Source organism: Streptomyces sp. NPDC059224, assembly GCF_042754285.1.
Lineage (GTDB): Bacteria > Actinomycetota > Actinomycetes > Streptomycetales > Streptomycetaceae > Streptomyces.
This window is the reverse complement of sequence record NZ_JBHZAN010000055.1, coordinates 31,219-50,756: the sequence shown is the minus strand read 5'-3', so window position 1 is coordinate 50,756 and position 19,538 is coordinate 31,219. Positions and strand designations below refer to the sequence as shown.

16 protein-coding genes are annotated in these 19,538 nt (G+C 71.4%); 5 read left to right on the top strand and 11 right to left on the bottom strand.

All coding sequences use genetic code 11. The annotated features are described in order from the left end of the window. Positions 1 to 213: 213 nt before the first annotated feature. The 3 genes from ACFXI4_RS40155 to ACFXI4_RS40145 form a co-directional block, all read right to left on the bottom strand. Positions 214 to 2,133, bottom strand: coding sequence for a protease pro-enzyme activation domain-containing protein (locus ACFXI4_RS40155; RefSeq protein WP_385001268.1), 1,920 nt, complete (start codon positions 2,131 to 2,133; stop codon positions 214 to 216). 324 nt (positions 2,134 to 2,457) lie between these two features. Further along, positions 2,458 to 3,081, bottom strand: a complete 624-nt coding sequence (locus ACFXI4_RS40150; RefSeq protein ID WP_385001256.1) for a DUF305 domain-containing protein — start codon at positions 3,079 to 3,081, stop codon at positions 2,458 to 2,460. Continuing rightward, a complete protein-coding gene (locus tag ACFXI4_RS40145) occupies positions 3,081 to 3,743 on the bottom strand; it encodes a DUF3105 domain-containing protein (RefSeq protein WP_385001253.1) in 663 nt (220 codons plus the stop codon). Before ACFXI4_RS40145 ends, ACFXI4_RS40150 begins: the two co-directional genes overlap by 1 nt. Before the next feature lie 170 nt (positions 3,744 to 3,913). Here ACFXI4_RS40145 and ACFXI4_RS40140 point away from each other — a divergent pair, with 170 nt between their 5' ends. Then, positions 3,914 to 4,357, top strand: coding sequence for an Rrf2 family transcriptional regulator (locus tag ACFXI4_RS40140; protein ID WP_385001251.1), 444 nt, complete (start codon positions 3,914 to 3,916; stop codon positions 4,355 to 4,357). A 17-nt stretch (positions 4,358 to 4,374) separates the two neighbouring features. Here ACFXI4_RS40140 and ACFXI4_RS40135 read toward each other — a convergent pair whose 3' ends face one another. Further along, complete coding sequence (locus ACFXI4_RS40135; RefSeq protein WP_385001248.1) at positions 4,375 to 5,568, bottom strand: globin domain-containing protein; 1,194 nt, start codon at positions 5,566 to 5,568, stop codon at positions 4,375 to 4,377. Between the two features lie 313 nt (positions 5,569 to 5,881). On the opposite strand from ACFXI4_RS40135, the gene ACFXI4_RS40130 reads away from it, so the two are divergent. Beyond that, complete coding sequence (locus tag ACFXI4_RS40130; protein WP_385001245.1) at positions 5,882 to 7,243, top strand: glutamine synthetase family protein; 1,362 nt, start codon at positions 5,882 to 5,884, stop codon at positions 7,241 to 7,243. Positions 7,244 to 7,425: 182 nt separating this feature from the next. Next, the gene (locus ACFXI4_RS40125; protein ID WP_385001242.1) at positions 7,426 to 8,193 is read left to right on the top strand and encodes a calcium-binding protein; all 768 of its coding nucleotides are present in this window, start codon (positions 7,426 to 7,428) and stop codon (positions 8,191 to 8,193) included. 69 nt (positions 8,194 to 8,262) lie between these two features. On the opposite strand, the gene ACFXI4_RS40120 is transcribed toward ACFXI4_RS40125, so the two are convergent. The 4 genes from ACFXI4_RS40120 to ACFXI4_RS40105 form a co-directional block, all read right to left on the bottom strand. Then, a complete protein-coding gene (locus ACFXI4_RS40120) occupies positions 8,263 to 9,282 on the bottom strand; it encodes a TolB family protein (protein ID WP_385001265.1) in 1,020 nt (339 codons plus the stop codon). Between the two features lie 5 nt (positions 9,283 to 9,287). Continuing rightward, entirely contained in the window at positions 9,288 to 10,556 is a 1,269-nt protein-coding gene (locus ACFXI4_RS40115; protein ID WP_385001239.1) for an MFS transporter, read from the bottom strand. Between the two features lies 1 nt (position 10,557). Next, the gene (locus ACFXI4_RS40110; RefSeq protein ID WP_385001262.1) at positions 10,558 to 11,430 is read right to left on the bottom strand and encodes an alkaline phosphatase family protein; all 873 of its coding nucleotides are present in this window, start codon (positions 11,428 to 11,430) and stop codon (positions 10,558 to 10,560) included. A gap of 184 nt (positions 11,431 to 11,614) precedes the next feature. Further along, entirely contained in the window at positions 11,615 to 12,124 is a 510-nt protein-coding gene (locus tag ACFXI4_RS40105) for a pyridoxamine 5'-phosphate oxidase family protein (RefSeq protein ID WP_362730401.1), read from the bottom strand. 145 nt (positions 12,125 to 12,269) lie between these two features. Between ACFXI4_RS40105 and ACFXI4_RS40100 the strand changes: the two genes are divergently transcribed. Further along, positions 12,270 to 15,290, top strand: a complete 3,021-nt coding sequence (locus ACFXI4_RS40100) for a bifunctional [glutamine synthetase] adenylyltransferase/[glutamine synthetase]-adenylyl-L-tyrosine phosphorylase (RefSeq protein WP_385001235.1) — start codon at positions 12,270 to 12,272, stop codon at positions 15,288 to 15,290. 202 nt (positions 15,291 to 15,492) lie between these two features. Here ACFXI4_RS40100 and ACFXI4_RS40095 read toward each other — a convergent pair whose 3' ends face one another. From ACFXI4_RS40095 to ACFXI4_RS40085, 3 genes are all read right to left on the bottom strand, one after another. After that, entirely contained in the window at positions 15,493 to 15,699 is a 207-nt protein-coding gene (locus tag ACFXI4_RS40095; protein ID WP_385001232.1) for a hypothetical protein, read from the bottom strand. Positions 15,700 to 15,896: 197 nt separating this feature from the next. Next, positions 15,897 to 16,718, bottom strand: coding sequence for a phosphatase PAP2 family protein (locus ACFXI4_RS40090; RefSeq protein WP_385001229.1), 822 nt, complete (start codon positions 16,716 to 16,718; stop codon positions 15,897 to 15,899). Positions 16,719 to 16,788: 70 nt separating this feature from the next. Continuing rightward, positions 16,789 to 17,832 carry a LacI family DNA-binding transcriptional regulator gene (locus ACFXI4_RS40085; protein WP_385001227.1) on the bottom strand — a complete coding sequence of 348 codons (1,044 nt, stop codon included), beginning with the start codon at positions 17,830 to 17,832 and terminating at the stop codon, positions 16,789 to 16,791. A 394-nt stretch (positions 17,833 to 18,226) separates the two neighbouring features. Here ACFXI4_RS40085 and ACFXI4_RS40080 point away from each other — a divergent pair, with 394 nt between their 5' ends. Beyond that, positions 18,227 to 19,501, top strand: coding sequence for an extracellular solute-binding protein (locus tag ACFXI4_RS40080; protein WP_362718491.1), 1,275 nt, complete (start codon positions 18,227 to 18,229; stop codon positions 19,499 to 19,501). Positions 19,502 to 19,538 lie beyond the last annotated feature (37 nt).

The following is a 19,538-nucleotide window of genomic DNA, read 5'->3' as shown; positions in this document are numbered from 1 at the left end:
GGGGGGGGGGGGGGGGGGGGGGGGGGGGGGGGGGGGGGGGGGGGGGGGGGGGGGGCGGGGGGGGGGGGGGGGGGGGGGGGGGGGGTGGGGGTGGGGGGGGGCGGGGGGGGGGGGGGGTTTCGGGGGGGGGGTGGGGCTCTGGCTCTGGGTTGTCGTTTGTTAATCAACCCCCCCGCCCCCTGCGCTCAGCCGCTGAAGGCAGCGGCGGCGGGATCAGTGCTTCCGGTGCGCCTGAGCCTTGTACGACTCGACGTAGCCGCCCGCGGGCGAGCCCACGCCCGTCACGTCGTCGTAGCCCTTCACCGCGGACAGGGAGCTGTCCTTGCCGAGGCTGCGGACCGAGGTCAGCAGACCGTCGGCGGCGTCGACACCGTTGGCGAAGTCCACGCGGGCGACCGCGAGACCCTTGCCGGTCGGGTTGTCGGTGACGTCGTGGAAGACGCCCTTCTTCCCGTACTTGGCGTAGATCGACGGGTTGGCGAAGCCGAGGGCCTTGCCGCCGGCCGCCTCCTGGGCGAGCGCCTGGACCGCAGCGATGGTCGGCGCGGCCAGCGAGGTGCCGCCGATGCGGTACTCGCTGTACTGCTGCGACCCGTCGGGGAAGGTCTGGGTCTGGCCGACCAGGAAGCCGGTGTTGGGGTCGGCGATCGCGGAGATGTCCGGGACCACGCGGTTGCCGGTGGCGCTGTTGGCCGTCGCCAGGGAGTTCGGGACGACGTCCTTCTGGTAGTACGGCTCGGCGACCGTCGCGCTGGTGCCGCCGCCCGCGCCCGAGGTGAAGGCACCCGGGAAGGAGGTCCAGCTCTTGCCGTCCGCCGACAGGGTCGCCTTCTGGGTGCCCCAGCCGGTCTCCCACTGGTACTTGTCGCCCTTGCCGACGGCCAGCGAGGTACCGCCGACCGCCGTCACCCACGCCGAGTTGGCCGGGGTGTCGACCTGCTTCGTACCGGTGTTGGCGACCTCGTCGCCGTTGTCACCGGAGGAGAAGTAGAAGCCGATGCCCTGCACCGCGCCCAGCTGGAAGACCTGGTCGTAGGCGGCCGCGAGGTCCGGGGTCTGGTTGGCCTCGATGTCGCCCCAGGAGTTGGAGACGATGTCGGCCAGGTGGTTGTCCACGACCTTGCTGAGCGAGTCGAGCAGGTCGTCGTCGTAGCAGGAGGCGGCGCCCACGTAGGTGACGTCCGCGTCCGGCGCGACCGCGTGCACGGCCTCGACGTCGAGGGTCTCCTCGCCGTACCAGCCGGCCGCCGAGCACTCCTCGGTCTTGGTGTACGTGCCCGGCAGCACCTGGTGCAGCTGGCTGGTCTTCCAGGCCGCGTCGCCGTTCTTCTTGGCGTAGGTGCCGGCGTCGAAGGCGATGGTCGGCGAGGCGTACGCGTCGGTGATCGCGACGCGGACCTTCTTGCCGGTGTACTTGCCGGCGCCGTAGGCCGCGCGCAGCTGCTTGCCGGTGTAGCCCTTGATCGCGTAAGGGATCTTCGAGCCGTAGGCCGACGGCAGCGTGGTCGCGGTCTTCGAGCCGTAGTACGACGAGAACGGCCCGGCGTTCTTGAACACGGCGTCCGGGGGCGGCAGCGTGTCGTCGTGGCTGGCCTTGTGCGGCGCGCTGTCCAGGCCGGTGACGGTGAGGATGGAGCTGCTCACGGCCGCCGGCACCGAGGCGGTCTTCTCCGGCGCGCGGTAGGTCTTCGAGCCCTTGGCGTAGTTGTGCAGCTGGGTGCCGAACGCCTGCTCGACGGCGGAGACGTCGCCGGAGACGGCTATGTAGTGCTGGGTGACGCCGGTGACCTTCAGGCCGGACGCGGTCAGCCAGGACTTGACGGCCTTCACCTGGGCCGCGGTGGCGCCGAAGCGGGCCTGTGCCTGCTTGGCGCTGAGGTACTTGCCGTAGTACGGCGAGCTGGGGTCGGACACGGCCTTCGCGTAGGCCGCGAGGCCGCTGGCGTTCCGGCCGGCCAGGTAGACCCGGGCCTTGACCTGCGCGCTGTTGGAGGTGGCGCCCTTGTCCGCCTTGGCCGTGGCCCAGGTGGGCTTGGTGCCCTTCAGGGTGTCACGGGCCGGGCTGTCCGCGGCGTGCGCCGCGGGTATGCCGAGCGCGAGCGCGCCGGCGATCATCGGCAGTGTCGCTGCCATGCTCACGCTGGCCCGCACCTTGGCACGGTTCGATCTCATACTGCCCCCTGCTATGCGGTTCGACGCATGGAGTGGTCGGTCAGGCGTGATCATCAGGAGGCCAGCGGCGGAACGGCCCGTGAATGGATCACACGATGGGGGTCACTCTTGCGGTGAACTGTTCATGCCAGGGGAATGAAAAGGCCAAGGAAACCCCAAGTCGGCGATAATTAGGGGTCTTTGGCCCGATTTTGATGCCGCACCGAACGTTACGGATCGATTGCGATTGTCGGCTTGCTCTTGCGGTGCCGTTAAGTCGACAAATCCCCCACCCGGCAGGGCGGTTCAGTCACGCGGCTCGGCGCCGCGCTCCTTCAGCATCTGCGCCATCGTCGTCAACTCCGACTGCTGCGCGTCCACCATGCCCTGGGCGAGGCTCTTCTCCACCCCGACGGTGCACTTGGCCACGCATCCCTCGGCCATGTGGATACCGCCCTTGTGGTGGTCCGTCATCAGCTGCAGATAGAAGATCTCCGCCTGCTTGCCGTTCAGGGTCCCGAGCTTCTTCAGCTCGGTGTTGGTCGCCATGCCCGGCATCAGCGAACCGTCCTTGCCGGAGGCCATGTCACCCATGCCCATCCAGGTCATCGGCGGATCGGCCGACACCTTCGGCAGCCCCCACAGGTCGAGCCAGCCCAGCAGCATGCCGCGCTGGTTGGCCTGCGTCTGCGCGATGTCGTAGGCGAGCCGCCGCACATCGGCGTCCTTCGTGCGGTCGCGCACGATGTACGACATCTCGACGGCCTGCTGGTGATGGACCGCCATGTCCCGTGCGAACCCCGCGTCCGCGGAGCCGGCGCTCGGGACCGCGCCGGCGCCGTCGCCGTCCTCGCCCGCGACCGCGTAGGTGATCGCGCCGGCCGCGACCAGCACCGCCACCGCGGAGCCCGCGATGAGCACCGACCGCATCACTGGCCCTTGCCGCCCGTGCACGCGGCACCCGGCTCGGGCGTCTGCTTGCCCTGCACGAACTCCTCGAAGAACTTGCCCACGTTCGGGTCGTCGGCCCCGGTCACGGTGCGCTGGTGCGCCCACGCCGTCAGCATGATCGGGTCCTTCTGCTTGTCGTCCGGGCTCATCAGCGTGTACGGCGTCTGCTTCACCTTCGCCGCGAGCGCGTCGACGTCGGCCTTCTTCGCCTTGCTGTTGTACGTCACCCAGACCGCGCCGTGCTCCAGGGAGTGCACCGCGTTCATGTTGTCGAGGGCCTCGGTGTAGACGTCGCCGTTGCAGTTCTGCCAGACCGGGTTGTGGTTTCCGCCCACCGGAGGCTCGGTCGGGTAGTGCACGGCCGTCGTCACGTGCGTCCGCCCCAGTGTGCCCTTCCAGGTGTTCACCCCGTCCTTGCCGGCCACGAAGTGCCCGGAGGTCTTCGCGTCGGCCGCCGCGGTGTCGTCGCCGGACCCCTTCTTCACCAGCGCCACCCCGCCGACCACGAGACCGGCCACGACCACCACGCTCGCGGCGATCACCAGGATCCGGTTGCGACGCTCGCGCGCCTGCTCCGCGCGCCGCATCTGCTCTATGCGCGCCTTGCGTTCGGCGTTGCTGCTCTTCTTCGCGGAACCCATGGGGTGTGTCCTTCTGGGGGGTTGAGAGGTGTGAGAAGTGGGCCCGCTGATCGTAATCGGGAGAGGGGGCCAGTCGTAGGGAGGGCACAGGAAAGGCCTGGAAAGTCCTGTGATCCGACAGGAAACCGATAATTTGAACGACGGATGCGTATTAACCTACGCTGGCCGGTATGAGGCTGTTGCGCTCCACCGACCTGGCCCTGCGGCTCCTGATGCGGCTCGCCGTCGCGGGCGAGTCCAGCCCCACGACCCGCGAGGTCGCCGGCGACATGGACGTGCCGTACACGCACGCCGCCAAGGTGGTAGCCGAACTGCAGCACCTGGGACTGGTCGACGCCCGGCGCGGCCGGGGCGGCGGGCTCACGCTCACCGAGCAGGGCCGTACCGCCTCGGTGGGCGCGCTCGTGCGGACCTTCGAGGGGGACGGTGACGTCGTCGACTGCGAGGGCACCGCCCCCTGTCCCCTCCACACCGGCTGCCGGCTCCGTGGCGCCCTGCGCCGGGCCCGGGAGGCCTTCTTCGCGACCCTGGACCCGGTGACCGTGACGGACATCGTGCGGGAGCCCACCGGGCCACTGCTGCTGGGGATCACGCAGCGACCGCACGACGGCTGAACGCCGACGGGGTCCTTTCAGCCCCGCGCGAGCCACAGGTCGGGGCCGAACACCTCGTAGTGGATGTCGGCCGGTGCCACGCCCTTCTCGATCAGCCGCGTCCGGACGGCGCGCATGAAGGGCAACGGACCGCACAGGTACGCGCGCGTGCCCGGCCGCACGAGGACGTCCGCCCGGTCGAGGTCGACCCGGCCGGGGTGGCTGCCCGGAGCCGCGTCGCGTTCGTAGAAGAAGTGGACGGCCGCGGCCGGGAGCTTCGCCGCGTAGGCCTCGTGGTCGGCGCGCAGGGCGTGGTCGGCGGGGGAGCGGTCGCCGTGCACGACGGTGACCGGGGCGCGGTGACCGTCGGCCGCGAGGGCGGCGAGCATCGCCACCATCGGGGTCACGCCGATGCCGGCGGAGGCGAGCAGCAGGGGCCGGTCCGTGGCGCCGTCGAGGACCAGGTCGCCGTAGGGTTCCGACAGTTCGAGGACGTCACCCTCCCGTACGCGCGCGTGCAGGTGCCGGGAGACCTCGCCGTCGGGCGCCGTGCCGTCGCCGCGCACCCGCTTGACGCTGAACTGGCGGACCGACTCGCCCGGCGCGCCGGACAGGCTGTACTGGCGTATCTGGCGGGCGCCGTCGGGGAGCGTGACGCCCACGGAGACGTACTGGCCGGCCCGGAAGCCGCGGACCGCCCCGCCGTCGGCCGGCCGCACGCGGAAGGTGACCACGTCCGCGGTCTCCCTGATCCGCTCGACGACCTCGAAGGGCCGCGGACCCGTCCCGCCGCTCTCCTCGTACAGCCGCTTCTCGATCGCGACGAGCGCGTTCGCCATCAGCCAGTAGACCTCGTCCCAGGCGGCCGCGACCTCGGGTGTGACCGCCTGGCCGAGCACCTCGGCGATGGCGGCGAAGAGGTGCTCGTGCACCACCTCGTACTGCTCGGGCGCGATCCCGAGGGAGGCGTGCTTGTGGGCGATGCGGCCCAGCAGGGCGTCGGGCCGCTGCTCCGGGCGGTCCAGCAGATGGGTGGCGAACGCCGCGATGGAGCCGGCGAGGGCCTGGCGCTGGGTGCCGGCTGCCTGGTTGCCGCGGTTGAAGAGGTTGCGCAGGAGGTCGGGGTGGGCGTCGAAGAGCCGGGCGTAGAAGCGCTCGGAGATCTCGCCGATGGCCGCGCCGACGGCGGGGAGGCTGGCGCGGACGGTGATTGCGGACTTCTCGGACAGCATCGGGGCTCCTTGGGGCGTGGCGCGGTGCGACGTCTCGCACGCTATTAAAACTTGCATCTGAGATTCAAATTAAAGGGCCGTGGTGTCCGTCACCCCGGAACCCGATCAGCCATTACGGATGTCGGCGCGAGCAGGCAAGATGGGCGCCAGGGCGGTACACCTGCCGTACGGGAGCCGTTCAGGCCGAGGGCGTCGGGGCGATCATGGTCCGCAACGCGCATGAAATGCTGTTGTGGTGTGATGCTCAGGTGCCCGACCGCCTCCCGTGGGACCGGGAGAGGCGGCCTGACCAGCAAGGATGGGGAAGCGGAAGATGGACAAGCAGCAGGAGTTCGTGCTCCGGACCTTGGAGGAGCGGGACATCCGGTTCGTACGTCTGTGGTTCACGGACGTGCTGGGTTTCCTCAAGTCCGTCGCGGTGGCCCCGGCCGAGCTGGAACAGGCCTTCGACGAGGGCATCGGCTTCGACGGCTCCGCGATCGAGGGCTTCGCCCGGGTCTACGAGTCCGACATGATCGCCAAGCCGGACCCGTCCACCTTCCAGGTCCTGCCGTGGCGCGCGGAGACCCCCGGCACGGCCCGCATGTTCTGCGACATCCTGATGCCGGACGGTTCCCCGTCCTTCGCCGACCCGCGCTACGTCCTCAAGCGGGCCCTGGCTCGCACCTCCGACCTGGGCTTCACCTTCTACACCCACCCGGAGATCGAGTTCTTCCTGCTCAAGGACCGTCCGCTGGACGGCTCCCGCCCGATCCCGGCCGACAACTCGGGCTACTTCGACCACACCCCCACCAACGTCGGCATGGACTTCCGCCGCCAGGCGATCACCATGCTGGAGTCGATGGGCATCTCGGTCGAGTTCTCCCACCACGAGGGCGCGCCCGGCCAGCAGGAGATCGACCTCCGCTACGCCGACGCGCTCTCCACGGCGGACAACATCATGACGTTCCGCCTGGTCATGAAGCAGGTGGCGCTGGAGCAGGGGGTGCACGCGACCTTCATGCCGAAGCCGTTCTCCGAGCACCCCGGCTCGGGCATGCACACCCACCTCTCCCTCTTCGAGGGCGACCGGAACGCGTTCTACGAGTCGGGCGCGGAGTTCCAGCTCTCCAAGGTCGGCCGTTCCTTCATCGCGGGCCTGCTGAAGCACGCGGCGGAGATCTCGGCGGTCACCAACCAGTGGGTGAACTCCTACAAGCGCATCTGGGGCGGCTCCGAGCGCACCGCCGGCGCCGGCGGCGAGGCCCCCTCGTACATCTGCTGGGGCCACAACAACCGCAGCGCGCTGGTCAGGGTCCCGATGTACAAGCCTGGCAAGACGGGCTCGGCGCGCGTCGAGGTCCGCTCCATCGACTCCGGAGCCAACCCGTACCTGGCCTACGCCCTCCTGCTGGCGGCCGGCCTCAAGGGCATCGAGGAGGGCTACGAGCTGCCGCCCGGCGCCGAGGACGACGTCTGGGCGCTCTCCGACGCGGAGCGCCGCGCGATGGGCATCGAACCCCTCCCGCAGAACCTCGGCGAGGCCCTCACCCTGATGGAACGCAGCGAGCTGGTCGCCGACACCCTCGGCGAACACGTCTTCGACTTCTTCCTGCGCAACAAGCGCCAGGAGTGGTACGAGTACCGCTCCGAGGTCACCGCCTTCGAGCTGCGCAAGAACCTGCCGGTGCTGTAGGCGCGGGCCGGGGCGCGTTCCCGGCGTCCCGGTGCGAAGGCCGGCGGTCGTGGATCGCCGGCCCTTTCGCGTCCCGGGCGGACGGGCGGTGAACAGGGCGCGGCCCGCCGTACAACCAACAGGCCACCTCGCGTGTCTTCCGCACGCCCGGACGAGGATCCGGCTGATCGTGTGGGAGAGAGATGCACATCCGTACGGCCGCGGCCGCCGCCGCGGGCACCCTGGCGGTGCTTGCCCTGTCCGCCCCCGCCGCGCAGGCGGACACCCACAAGGGCGACACCGCCTTCACGTCGGTGATCTTCAGCAAGTCCACCGTCTATCTCGGCGTCAGCAAGGGGCACGGCCTGACGGTCACGGCGACCGTCAAGGACAACTCCGGCATCAAGAACATCTACGGCGACAAGCTGGTCAGCCCCGCCGGCCGCATCGCCTTCGCCAGGAGCGCCGACTGCACCAGGCCCTCGTCGACGACGATGAAGTGCGTCTTCACGTACGCCCTGGACCCGAACGGCGCCGACTACGAGAACCTCAGGAACGCCGACGCCGGCACCTGGCACCTCGACGCCGAGGCAGCGGCCTACGACGGCGACTACTACCAGCTGACCACCAGCAAGTGGATGAAGGTCAAGCGCTACGCCCGGCTCACCGCGACCCAGGCGGGTCCGGAGCCCGTGGCCAAGGGGCACGCGCTCACCGTGACCGGGGCCCTGACCCGCGCCGACTGGACCACCGGCGCCTACGCCGGCTTCGGCGGCCAGCACGTCGCCCTGCAGTTCAAGAAGGCCGGCTCCTCGACGTACCGCACCGTCAAGACGGTGACCACGGACGGCGGCGGGAAGCTGAGGACGACCGTCACCGCGGACTCGGCCGGTACATGGCGCTGGAGGTTCGCGGGCACCGGCACCACCGGCGCGGCGAACGCGGCCGGGGACGGCGTGGCCCTGAAATAGCGGCTCCGGGCATTCGCGGCGGACCGGCTCCCAGGGCTTCGGGGGCCGGTCCGCGCCGTTCCGTGCCGGTCAGGGCAGGTACGCCGGCGACACCGCCGACACGCTGATCTGCCGCGGCTTGCCCGTGCCGTCCGCCGGGATCTCGTACAGGTCCGCCCCGTAGTCGCCCGGCATCGCGTAGACCAGGGTGTGGTCGTCCTTCCAGACCGCCTGGTCGTCGACGCTGCGGGGCTCCGCCAGGGGGGTCTCGCGCATCGTGTCGAGGCTGAGGACGTACAGGTGCCAAGGGGCGTCCTTCGGGAGGCCCCTGACGCGCTTCTTGTAGGCGATGCGGGTGCCGTCGGGGGAGAGGGACGGGCACTCGACGTTCGGGTGGAGGGTGGTGACGGTGCGGGTGGAGAGGTCGCCCCGGACCAGGTAGGTCGAGCCCCTGGTCGCGAGCGTGGCGTAGAAGGTGCGGTCGTCGGACGCGAACGTCACGCCCCAGAAGTTGGCGTCCGCCGAGTGGTGGACGCTGCCGTCCTTCACGATGCGGAACGCCTCCAGGGAGGGGATCAGCGTGCCCGTGCGGGTGTCGGCGATCGCCGTGCGCGTGGAGAAGTCCGTGCCCGCGTACGAGTCGCCGCCCACGAACGCCGTCCAGGCCGCGAAGCGGCCGGTGGGGGAGACGCGGGCGCGGGACGGGATGCCCGGGACGCCGTAGTGCGCGGTGGTGTGCAGCCTCGCGTCCAGGATCAGGGCGCGGTAGGTGTCCGAGACCGGGCCGTGGACGGCCTGGAGGCAGACGCCGGTGCCCGCGGCGGCGTGGAAACGCAGGCACTTGAGGCCCGACGCGGTACGCGGGGCCGACGGGTCCGACGCCGGGACCGTCGTCAGTTCGTCGCGGTGCGGGCCCCATGCCATGTTGCGGAAGACCATGCGGCCGGGGGCGGTCAGGGTGACCGTCCCCGCGGTGACCTGGGGACCGCCCGCCTGGGCCTGGTCGCGGCGCTCCGCCCGCGCCGACGCGTGCAGGACGGCGGTCAGGGCGACCGCCGCCAGGACCACCAGCGCCGAGAGCAGGATCACGACGCGGGAGCGGAACGTCATCGGCGTCATGCGGCGGCCTTCCGGAAGGGGCGCAGGAAGACGGCATAGGCGGCGCAGGCCGTGAGGGCGGCCGTGGCCAGCAGCAGCGCCGTACGGTCGCCCCACAGCGTCCACGCCGCGCCGAACGCCAGTGAGCAGGCGAAACGCGCCCCCGCCTGGCCCGTCTGGACCAGCGCCAGGCCCGACGAACGCAGCCCCTCCGGCACGCTGTCCGACGCGGCCGCCATCAGCACCCCGTCGGTCGCCGCGTAGAACGAGCCGTGCAGGGCGAGGACCGCGTAGGGCAGGGCCGTGCCGTGCCAGGACGTGAGCAGCAGGGCGTACACCAGCAGCAGGGCTGCGTGGCCGGTCAGGAAGACGCGCCAGCGGCCCCAGCGGTCCGCCAGGCGGCCCAGGGGAACGGCCAGCAGGAGGAACGCGGCCGCCGTCCCGAGGGGGAGGAGGGCGAACCAGCGGTCCGGGACGCCGAGCCGGCGTTGCAGCAGCAGGTAGACGAAGGAGTCGCTCACCGTCGCCAGGCCGAGAAGCAGCGCGCAGACCGTGATCCGGCGCAGGCCGCGGTGGGTGAGCAGGGCCAGCGCCGCGCGGAGGGTGGGAGGGGTGGCGGAGGGGGCCGCCTCGCCGCGGCCTCCCGGCACGAAAAGGACCAGCACCAGGACCCCGGCCACCGCCACGCAGAAGCTCACCGTGAACACCGCGTCGTAGCCGTCCACCGTCGCCCGGAGGATGAGAAAGGCGGCCAGGGGGCCGAGCAGGGCGCCCGCCGTGTCCATGGCGCGGTGGACACCGAAGGCGCGGCCCCGGTTCTCCGGGGTGCTGGAGAGCGAGATCAGGGCGTCGCGCGGAGCCGTGCGCAGGCCCTTGCCCGTGCGGTCCGCCGCCAGCACCAGACCGATGGGGGTGAGGGTGTGGGCGATCAGCAGCAGGGGTTTGCACAGGGCCGACAGGGCGTAGCCGGCGCCCGCCACCCACTTGTGCCGGCCGCCGCCGCGGTCGGCGAGATGGCCGCCGGCCAGGCGTACGACCGCCGAGAAGCCGTTGTACACGCCGTCCAGGAGGCCGAAGCCCAGCGGGGACAGGCCCAGGCCCGCCACCAGGTACAGCGGGAGGACCGCCGTCACCATCTCGGAGGACACGTCCGTGATCAGGCTGACCGTGCCGAGGGCGAGGACGGTGGGGGCGACCGCGGTGCGGTACCGCCCGGCTGTCGTCGGCCGGGCGGTACCTTCCGCGGACGCCGCCGGAGTGCTCGCGCGGCTGTCCGCTACGTACACGTCAGGACGCCCAGATCCCGGTGATGTCGTCGGCCGAGGCCGCGTTGCCCGCGTGCGCGCTCAGGCCCTGGCCGTCCTCCAGGGTGCGCAGCAGGTCGTAGTGGTTGTAGGTGGTGGCCGAGGTCGCCCCCGCCTTGACCGGCTGTCCGTACAGGACCGTCGGGATGCGGTTGCCGGCCAGCCGGTTGTCCTCGTCCATGGTGACGACGAGGAGGCTGTTGTGCGTCTTGGCCCAGGTCGCGTACGCGCCGAGCTTGTTCTTCAGCCAGGTGTCACCGGTGGACACCGAGCAGTCGTGCATGTCGCTGCACAGGTTCGGGGTCACGAAGGAGAGCTGGGGCAGGGTGGTGAAGTCGGTGGGGAACTGGGCGAAGGTCTTCGCGGTCGACGTCGGCACGTTCTTGAAGCCGAACCACGGGTTGTGCTTGCGCGCGTAGTCGCCGCTGCTGCACGTGGTCGAGCCCTGGCTGGGCAGCGTCTCGTTGTAGCTGGCCCAGGTGCGGCCGGCCGCGAGCTGCTCGGAGGCCAGGTTCGCCGCCGAGGAGAAGCCCGCGGTGTAGCAGCTGTCGTCGGTGATGCCCTGGGTGGCGCCGGAGAACAGGGCGAAGTAGTTGGGCTGGCTCGGGTGGGTCTCGGCGTACATCTGGGTCAGGTTGGCGCCGCCGGCCGCCAGCGAGTTGATGTAGGGGGCACTGGACGAGCCGACGACCTGGCTGTAGGCGTGGTTCTCGAAGACCACGACGATCACGTGGTCCGGGGTCGGTACGGCACTCGCGGCGTGCGCGGACGTACCGCCGAGCCCGGTCCACAGGCCGACCGCGGCCGCGGTGAGGGCGGTGGCGGAGGCCACCGCCGTACGGGCTCGGCGCAGCATCGCCGAACGTGCGGAACTGCCGGACACATGAACCTCCGGTGCTGGAGAAGGGGGAGGGGATCGGTGGCGGTGCGGAGACAGCATGCGCACGCCAAAGATCTCCCGTCCCACCGCGCCCGGCCGGACGGATGAAGAGCGGGTGAACTGCTCCCGCCGGACGCCCGGGAGGGCCGAACGACAGGTCCTAGTCGCTCCAGGTCCACTTCGTCTGGCTGAACGGCTCGCCCTTGCCGAAGCCGAGGACCTTGCGGGGCCGGACCGCGAAGACCAGGGCCCGGCCGGGCCCGTGCCGGAAGCAGCCGTCGGCGACCTCGTAGTGCCAGACGGGGCCGTACTTCGCCTCCCAGGCCGCCGCCAGCTCGTGCAGCCGGCCGTCGTCGGTGACCCGAGCCGCCGCACCCTCGACGGTCAGGTCGTACCCCTGGGCCCAGGTGTTGGTGCCGGTGGTCAGGACGACGTGCGGGTTGCCGGCGAGGTTGTGCGCCTTGTGTTCCCCGGGGCCGGTGCTGAAGTGCAGGGCGCCGTCGTGCCACACCGCGAGCAGCGGGGTGACGTGCGGCCGCCCGTCCGGCCGTACCGTGGAGAGCCAGAACAGTTCGGCGCCGGTGAGCAGCTTCTCCGCCTCGGACCAGTCGTGGGCCCGGATGCCGGGGCTGCTGTAGCGGGCGTCCAGCACACCCTCGGGTTCGCGCATGACGACTCCTTCCGTCTCGTGCCGGTGCACACCGGGTACAGACCACGATCGCGCCGCGAACTCATCGGCGCCCGTGAGCGGGTCTGCGGTTAGGCTCTGGCGTGGACGACCTTGATCCGGTTCTCGATCCCTGGGGAGGCCGCGGATGACGCCGGGGCGCAGGAGCAGCACCTTCACGCGACTGCTGCGGCACGGCTTCACCGATGCCTCGGCGGCCGAGCGCCTGCTGGACAGCCCCGAACTGGCGGCCGTACGCGACGACCCGGTCCTCCTGGAGGCACTCGGTGCCACCGCCGACCCGGATCTGGCCCTGCACGGCCTGGTACGGCTGCTGGAGGCCCAGCCCGGCCCCACCGCCCACCAGGGGCTGCTCGACACCCTGATAGCGGCCAAGCCGCTGCGGGACCGCCTGCTGGGCGTCCTGGGCGCCTCCGCCGCCCTCGCCGACCACCTGGCCCGGCACCCGCGGGACTGGGAGGCCCTGGTCACCTACGAGCCCCGCGACCTGCACCCCGGCGTCGCGGAGTTCGAGCGCGGCCTGGCCGAGGCCGGCGACCCGGTCGGCCTGCGGGTCGCCTACCGGCGCTGCCTGCTGTCCATCGCCGCCCGGGACGTGTGCGGCACCACCGACGTCGCCGAGACCGCCGCCGAGCTCGCCGACCTCGCCACCGCCACCCTGCGCGCCGCCCTCGCCCTCGCCGAGCGCGCCGCGCCCGAGGACGCCGCCGCCTGCCGGCTCGCGGTGATCGCCATGGGCAAGTGCGGCGGCCACGAGCTGAACTACGTCTCCGACGTCGACGTCATCTTCGTCGGCGAGGCGGCCGCCGGCGCGGACGAGGCCAAGGCCCTGCGCTCTGCCACCAAACTCGCCTCGCACATGATGCGGATCTGCTCCGAGACCACGGTGGAGGGTTCGATCTGGCCGGTCGACGCCAACCTCCGGCCCGAGGGCCGCAACGGCCCCCTCGTGCGCACGCTGAGCAGCCACCTCGCCTACTACCAGCGCTGGGCCAAGACCTGGGAGTTCCAGGCGCTGCTCAAGGCCCGTCCGGTCGCCGGTGACCCCGACCTCGGCCAGGAGTACCTCGACGCCCTGGAACCGATGGTCTGGAAGGCCGCCGAGCGCGAGAACTTCGTCGCCGACGTGCAGCAGATGCGCCGCCGGGTGGTGGAGAACATCCCCCTCGCCGAGGTCGACCGCGAGCTGAAGCTCGGCCCCGGCGGCCTGCGCGACGTCGAATTCGCGGTCCAGCTCCTCCAGTTGGTGCACGGGAGGGCCGACGCCACGGTCCGCTCCGGCACCACCCTCGTCGCCCTGAAGACCCTGGCCGCGGGCGGCTACGTGGGCCGCGCCGACGCCACCCAGCTCGACGACGCCTACCGATTCCTGCGCTCGATGGAGCACCGCATCCAGCTCTACCGGCTGCGCCGCACCCACCTGGTCCCCGAGGACCAGGCCGACCTGCGCCGCCTCGGGCGCTCGCTCGGCCTGCGCACCGACCCGGTGGCCGAGCTGACCCGCGAGTGGAAGCGGCACACCGGTGTCGTACGGCGTCTGCACGAGAAGCTCTTCTACCGCCCGCTGCTCGACGCGGTCGCCCAGCTCGGCCCGGGCGAGGCGAGGCTGAGCCCGAAGGCGGCCCGGGAACGCCTGGAGGCGCTCGGCTACGCCGACCCGGCGGCCGCCCTGCGTCATCTGGAGGCCCTCGCCTCGGGCGTCACCCGCAAGGCCGCCATCCAGCGCACCCTGCTGCCCGTCCTGCTCGGCTGGTTCGCCGACTCCGCCGATCCGGACGCGGGTCTGCTGAACTTCCGCAAGGTCTCCGACGCCCTCGGCAAGACCCCCTGGTACCTGCGGCTGTTGCGGGACGAGGGCGCCGCCGCGGAGAACCTCGCCCGGGTGCTGTCGGCCGGCCGGCTCGCCCCCGACCTGCTGATGCGCGCCCCGGAGGCGGTCGCCCTGCTCGGCGACGGCGACGCTGGTGCCCGCGAGGGCGGCGGCCCGGGCGGCGGCCTCGAACCCCGCCCGCGCGGCCAGCTGGAAAGGGAGACCCTGGCCGCCGTCGGCCGCGCCGACAACGCCGCGGACGGCGTGCGGGCCGCGCGGGGCGTGCGCCGCCGTGAGCTGTTCCGTACGGCGGCGGCCGACATCGTCGACTCCTACGGCACCGAGACCAACCCCGCCGAGGCCGACCAGGGCGCCCTGGTGGACCGGGTCGGCGGCGCGGTCTCCGACCTGACGGCGGCGACCCTGGCCGGAACCCTGCGGGCGGTGGTCCGCGAGGGCTGGGGCGACACCCTGCCGACCCGGTTCACGGTCATCGGGATGGGCCGGTTCGGCGGCCACGAGCTGGGGTACGGCTCCGACGCGGACGTGCTGTTCGTGCACGAACCGCGGGACGGCGTGGCCGACCGGGAGGCCGCCGACGCGGCGAACAAGGTCGTCTCCGAGATGCGCCGGCTGCTCCAGATCCCGAGCGCAGACCCGCCGTTGCTGATCGACGCCGACCTGCGGCCGGAGGGCAAGTCCGGGCCGCTGGTGCGCACGCTCAAGTCCTACGAGGCCTACTACCGCCGGTGGTCGCTGGTATGGGAGTCGCAGGCCCTGCTGCGGGCCGAAACGGTCGCCGGCGACGAGGAGTTGGGCAGCCGGTTCATCGAGCTGATCGATCCGCTGCGGTATCCGGCGGAGGGGCTCGGCGAGGACGCGGTACGCGAGATCCGGCGGCTGAAGGCCCGGATGGAGTCCGAGCGGGTGCCGCGCGGGACCGACCCGAAGCTGCACACCAAGCTCGGGCCGGGCGGGCTCTCCGACGTCGAGTGGACCGTGCAGCTGATCCAGCTGCGGCACGGCTGGGCCGAGCCGGGTCTGCGGACCACCCGGACCCGTGAGGCGCTGGCCGCGGCGTGCGCGGCGGGGCTGCTCGGGCCCGAGGAGGCAGCGATCCTGGACGAGGCGTGGGTGCTGGCCACGCGGGTGCGGAACGCGGTGATGCTGGTGCGGGGGCGGGCCGGCGACACGTTTCCCTCCGGGAGCCGGGAGCTGGCCGCCGTGGGCCGGTACCTGGGGTACGGGGAGGGGCACGCGGGGGACATGCTGGATGCGTACCGGCGGACCGCGCGGCGGGCCCGGACGGTGGTGGAGGAGCTCTTCTACGGGGCGTAGGAGTCCTGACCGGGGGCCGGGTCGCGCCTTCGGCGCAGGCGGGTGGGGGCTGGTCGCGCAGTTCCTCCCCCAGCCTTCGGCCGGCGGTACCACGAGCGCCCCTCACGGGGCGCCGAGCATCGACCGTGCGCGGTTCATCAGGCCCGTCGGGCCCGCCCCGAAGGCCCGGCCGGCGGGGCGGTCCGCCACCGCCGCCGGCGCCTTAGCCAGCCGCGGGGCCGGGGTCCGCGCGGTCAGCTCCCACATCGTCTCCTGGCGCCGCCGGCTCCAGCGCCGTCCCCAGCACCAGGTTCCCCAGGGCGATCAGCAGCGGCACGACGTCCGCGGCGGCGAAGCCCGCGTCCAGCAGCACCGTGACCGCACGCTCGTACTGCTCCAGGACCCTGGGGGCCCGCACCGGCGAGGTCATCAGGAGCGGGATCGCCTTCGGTGGGCGGTGAACGCGGCCCGGTAGGAGCGGGCCCAGGCCTCCAGTGCGCGGTGTCCCGGGGTGCCGGATCCCACCGTCACGGTCGAGCGCCGCCGCCGGGCGCCCGCGCGGCGGCGACGAAGGACCGGCGGACGCGGGAGACCAGTGGGCGGAGGAGGCCGGTGGCCGCGGCGGGGCTACGTCCGTCTCGGCAGGGCGTGGGGCGGTCTGCCGTACCACAGGCGGGCCAGGGTCAGGCCGAACGCCAGGCACAGCATGCCGCCCACCGCGTCCAGCCAGAAGTGGTTGGCCGTGGAGACGATGACCAGCAGAGTCGCCGTCGGGTACAGCAGCCCCAGCACCCGTGCCCACGGCACCGACGCCAGCGCGAAGATCGTCAGTCCGCACCACAGGGACCAGCCGATGTGCATGGACGGCATCGCCGCGTACTGGTTGGACATGTGCTTGAGGTCGCCGGAGGCCATCGAACCCCAGGTGTGGTGGAGCGTCACCGTGTCGACGAAGCCGCCGCCGTACATCAGCCGAGGCGGGGCGAGCGGGAACAGGTAGTAGCCGAGGAGGGCCACGCCGGTCGTGGCGAAGAGGGCGAGGCGGGCCGCCGCGTAGCGGCCGGGATGGCGGCGGTAGAGCCACACCAGTACACCCAGCGTCACCAGGAAGTGCAGCGTCGCGTAGTAGTAGTTCATCCCGACGATCAGCCAAGTCACCGAGTTCACGGCATGGTTGACCGACTCCTCGACGGCGACCCCCAGGTGGTGCTCGACCCCCCAGATCCGGTCCGCGTTGCGCAGCGCCTGCGCCTTCTGTTCCGGGACCGCGTTGCGGATGAGCGAGTAGGTCCAGTAACTCACCGCGATCAGCAGGATCTCGAACCACAGCCGGGGCCGGCCCGGCGTGCGCAGCCGGCGGAGGAACCCCTGTTCTCCCTCGCCCGTGACGGTCCGCGGAAGGGTCTGTGGTGCGCGACCTTCCGGCTCTGTCACGGTCGAGTCACTCATAGGCACAGAGTCTGCCAGAAAAGACGTCTTCGACAGATCATCCCAAGGTTGGGTTCACCACGCATGTCCGTCAGGGGCGGCTGGCGCGCTCCCGGTCTCCCGGTGCCGACGCCGTAGAACCGCGTACCACCAATTCCGGCATGAAAACGAACTCGCTGTGCGGAGCCGGCGTCCCGCCGATCTCCTCCAGCAGTGTGCGGACCGCGGCCTGGCCCATCGCCGGGACCGGCTTGCGGATCGTGGTGAGCGGCGGGTCGGTGAAGGCGATCAGCGGGGAGTCGTCGAAACCGACCACCGAGATGTCCTTGGGGACGTCCAGACCCCGCTGCCGGGCCGCCCGTATCGCGCCGAGGGCCATCATGTCGCTGGCGCAGACGATCGCCGTGCAGTGGCGGTCGATGAGCGCCGTTGTCGCCGCCTGACCGCCCTCCAGGGTGTAGAGGGAGTGCTGGATCAGCTCGGTCTCGATCGTCTCGGCCGGCAGCCCCAACTGGTCCTGTACGGCCCGTACGAAGCCCTCGATCTTGCGCTGTACGGGGACGAAGCGCTTCGGACCGAGGGCGAGGCCGATGCGGGTGTGGCCGAGGGAGGCGAGGTGGGTGACGGCCAGGGTCATCGCCGCCCGGTCGTCGGGGGAGATGAACGGCGCCTGCACCTTGGGCGAGAAGCCGTCCACCAGCACGTACGGCACACCCTGCGCCCGCAGCCGTTCATAGCGCTGCATGTCGGCGGTCGTGTCCGCGTGCAGGCCGGAGACGTAGATGATGCCCGCGACCCCGCGGTCCACCAGCATCTCGGTCAGCTCGTCCTCGGTGGACCCGCCGGGGGTCTGGGTGGCGAGCACCGGGGTGTAGCCCTGCCGGGTCAGCGCCTGGCCGATGACCTGGGCCAGTGCCGGGAATATCGGGTTCTCCAGCTCGGGGGTGATCAGCCCCACCAGTCCCTCGCTGCGCTGCCGCAGCCGTACCGGCCGCTCGTAGCCGAGCACGTCCAGCGCGGCGAGCACGGACTGGCGGGTGGTGGCGGCGACGCCCGGCTTACCGTTGAGGACCCGGCTGACGGTCGCCTCGCTCACCCCCGCCTGCGCTGCGATGTCGGCAAGCCGTGTGGTCACGGCACTGGACTGTACCGGCCGTATGTCCCCTTGCACACCGACCGGGCGCCTGATGCGGCCTGGGGGGCGGCCCGTTCCGGGCTGCTGCGTCATCGCACTCCCTCGTGAAACGTGATGGCAAGAGCTTGCAGAGTCTTGCACAAGTGACGGTCGTACCGCTCTACCGCCGTAAACAAGCAGCAAGCAAGCGTCTCACGGTGGTCGCCGACAGGTCACGCGCGGATAACTTCGGAGATCTCTTGCACTTTTTTGCTGCAAGGTCTTTCGTCGCGCTTACATCGCTGTTACGTTCCCTGACGCCCGGCCGCCGCAAAGGCGCTGTCGGCACGACAGCGAGGACGGCGGACGGGGCCGCCCTCGCATCACTCGGGCTTTTCACCCTCAAGGAGAACTCATGCGGCGTGGCATAGCGGCCTCCGCGCTGGTGGCGTCCCTCGCCCTCACGGCGACGGCGTGCGGCGGGAGCGACAGCGGGAGCAAGTCGGACGGCCCGGTCACCATCACCTGGTGGGACACCTCCAACGCCACCAATGAGGCACCGACGTACAAGGCCTTGGTCAAGGAGTTCGAAGCCGCGAACAAGGACATCAAGGTCAACTACGTCGACGTCCAGTTCGACCAGGCGCAGAACAAGTTCGACACGGCGGCCCAGTCCGGCAAGGGCGCCCCCGACGTGCTGCGCTCCGAGGTCGGCTGGACCCCCGCCTTCGCCAAGGCCGGCTACTTCCTGCCGCTCGACGGCACCAGCGCGCTCGCGGACAAGGACAAGTTCCAGTCCAGCCTGATGACCCAGGCCCAGTACGAGGGCAAGACCTACGGCGTCCCGCTGGTCACCGACACCCTCGCGCTCGTCTACAACAAGGCCCTGCTGAAGAAGGCCGGCATCGCCGAGGCCCCCAAGACCTGGGACGAGGTGCGGACCGACGCGGCCAAGATCCAGGACAAGGCCAAGGTCACCGGCTACTGGGGTCCCGAGGCCGCGTACTACACGCAGCCCTTCCTCTACGGCGAGGGCACCGACATGGTCGACGCCTCCGCCAAGAAGATCACCCTCACCTCGGCGGCGGCCAAGAAGGGCTACCAGACCTGGCTGGACCTGTACTCCGGCAAGGGCCTGCAGAAGGCGGACACCACCGCCGACGCCTACGCCCACCGCCAGGACGCCTTCGTCAACGGCAAGGTCGCCATGACCATCGAGGGCCCCTGGGAGATCACCAACTTCTACAAGGGCTCCGCGTTCAGCGACAAGTCCAACCTCGGCATCGCCACCGTCCCGGCCGGCTCCACCGGCAAGGCGGGCGCCCCCACCGGCGGCCACAACCTCTCCATCTACGCCGGCATCGACAAGGCCCACCAGGAGGCGGCCGAGAAGCTCGTCGCCTTCATGACCTCGGCCAAGACCCAGACGCAGATCGCGCTGAAGAACTCCACCCTGCCGACCCGCTCCGACGCCTACACGGCCGAGGTCAAGGCCGACCCGGGCATCGCCGGCTACCAGGCCGTCCTGTCCTCCGCGCAGCCGCGTCCGGCGCTCGCCGAGTACTCCTCCCTGTGGGGTCCGGTCGGCACCGAGCTGACCAAGATCGCCGGCGGCAAGGAGTCCCTCGACAAGGGCCTGAGCACCGCCGAACTCGGGGTCGAGAAGCTCGTCCCCGACTTCAGCAAGTAAGCCCCGCGTGGCCGTCGGATCCCCCCGGAACGCCGGG

Bases quoted from the DNA above. Each gene is read 5' to 3' on its own strand.
- ACFXI4_RS40155 (WP_385001268.1), bottom strand. From the start codon at position 2,133: ATGGCAGCGACACTGCCGATGATCGCCGGCGCGCTCGCGCTCGGCATA.
- ACFXI4_RS40150 (WP_385001256.1), bottom strand. From the start codon at position 3,081: ATGCGGTCGGTGCTCATCGCGGGCTCCGCGGTGGCGGTGCTGGTCGCG.
- ACFXI4_RS40145 (WP_385001253.1), bottom strand. From the start codon at position 3,743: ATGGGTTCCGCGAAGAAGAGCAGCAACGCCGAACGCAAGGCGCGCATA.
- ACFXI4_RS40140 (WP_385001251.1), top strand. From the start codon at position 3,914: ATGAGGCTGTTGCGCTCCACCGACCTGGCCCTGCGGCTCCTGATGCGG.
- ACFXI4_RS40135 (WP_385001248.1), bottom strand. From the start codon at position 5,568: ATGCTGTCCGAGAAGTCCGCAATCACCGTCCGCGCCAGCCTCCCCGCC.
- ACFXI4_RS40130 (WP_385001245.1), top strand. From the start codon at position 5,882: ATGGACAAGCAGCAGGAGTTCGTGCTCCGGACCTTGGAGGAGCGGGAC.
- ACFXI4_RS40125 (WP_385001242.1), top strand. From the start codon at position 7,426: ATGCACATCCGTACGGCCGCGGCCGCCGCCGCGGGCACCCTGGCGGTG.
- ACFXI4_RS40120 (WP_385001265.1), bottom strand. From the start codon at position 9,282: ATGACGTTCCGCTCCCGCGTCGTGATCCTGCTCTCGGCGCTGGTGGTC.
- ACFXI4_RS40110 (WP_385001262.1), bottom strand. From the start codon at position 11,430: ATGCTGCGCCGAGCCCGTACGGCGGTGGCCTCCGCCACCGCCCTCACC.
- ACFXI4_RS40105 (WP_362730401.1), bottom strand. From the start codon at position 12,124: ATGCGCGAACCCGAGGGTGTGCTGGACGCCCGCTACAGCAGCCCCGGC.
- ACFXI4_RS40100 (WP_385001235.1), top strand. From the start codon at position 12,270: ATGACGCCGGGGCGCAGGAGCAGCACCTTCACGCGACTGCTGCGGCAC.
- ACFXI4_RS40095 (WP_385001232.1), bottom strand. From the start codon at position 15,699: ATGACCTCGCCGGTGCGGGCCCCCAGGGTCCTGGAGCAGTACGAGCGT.
- ACFXI4_RS40090 (WP_385001229.1), bottom strand. From the start codon at position 16,718: ATGAGTGACTCGACCGTGACAGAGCCGGAAGGTCGCGCACCACAGACC.
- ACFXI4_RS40080 (WP_362718491.1), top strand. From the start codon at position 18,227: ATGCGGCGTGGCATAGCGGCCTCCGCGCTGGTGGCGTCCCTCGCCCTC.